This is a genomic window from Streptococcus oralis (genome assembly GCF_001578705.1).
Lineage (GTDB): Bacteria > Bacillota > Bacilli > Lactobacillales > Streptococcaceae > Streptococcus > Streptococcus oralis_J.
This window is the reverse complement of the sequence record NZ_KQ969037.1, coordinates 1,007,511-1,008,177: the sequence shown is the minus strand read 5'-3', so window position 1 is coordinate 1,008,177 and position 667 is coordinate 1,007,511. Positions and strand designations below refer to the sequence as shown.

1 protein-coding gene is annotated in these 667 nt (G+C 46.6%); it reads left to right on the top strand.

The genetic code is table 11. From position 1 onward, the window contains the following. Nucleotides 1–667 (top strand): hypothetical protein (locus SORDD05_RS05075; protein WP_196757195.1); only part of this gene is annotated, 667 nt, incomplete at both ends.

Below are 667 nucleotides of genomic sequence, written 5' to 3'. Positions count from 1 at the left end.
CCAATCAGCAAGCGCATCAGTATCTGCAAGTCAATCAGCAAGCGCATCAGTATCTGCAAGCCAAAGTGCTTCAGCATCTGTATCAGCTAGCCAATCAACTTCAGCTTCTGTAAGCTCAAGTGAATCAGCTTCAGCATCAGTATCTGCAAGCCAAAGCGCTTCAGCATCAGTATCTGCAAGCCAAAGCGCTTCAGCATCAGTATCTGCAAGTGAATCAGCATCAGTAAGCTCAAGCCAATCAACTAGCGCATCAGTATCTGCAAGCCAATCAGCTTCAGCATCAGTATCAGCTAGCCAATCAACTAGCGCATCAGTATCTGCAAGCCAAAGTGCTTCAGCATCTGTATCAGCTAGCCAATCAACTTCAGCTTCTGTAAGCTCAAGTGAATCAGCTTCAGCATCAGTATCTGCAAGTGAATCAGCTTCAGCTTCTGTAAGCTCAAGTGAATCAGCTTCAGCATCAGTATCTGCAAGCCAAAGCGCTTCAGCATCAGTATCTGCAAGCCAAAGCGCTTCAGCATCAGTAAGCTCAAGCCAATCAGCAAGCGCATCAGTATCTGCAAGTCAATCAGCAAGCGCATCAGTATCTGCAAGCCAAAGTGCTTCAGCATCAGTAAGCTCAAGCCAATCAACTAGCGCATCAGTATCTGCAAGCCAAAGCGCTTCA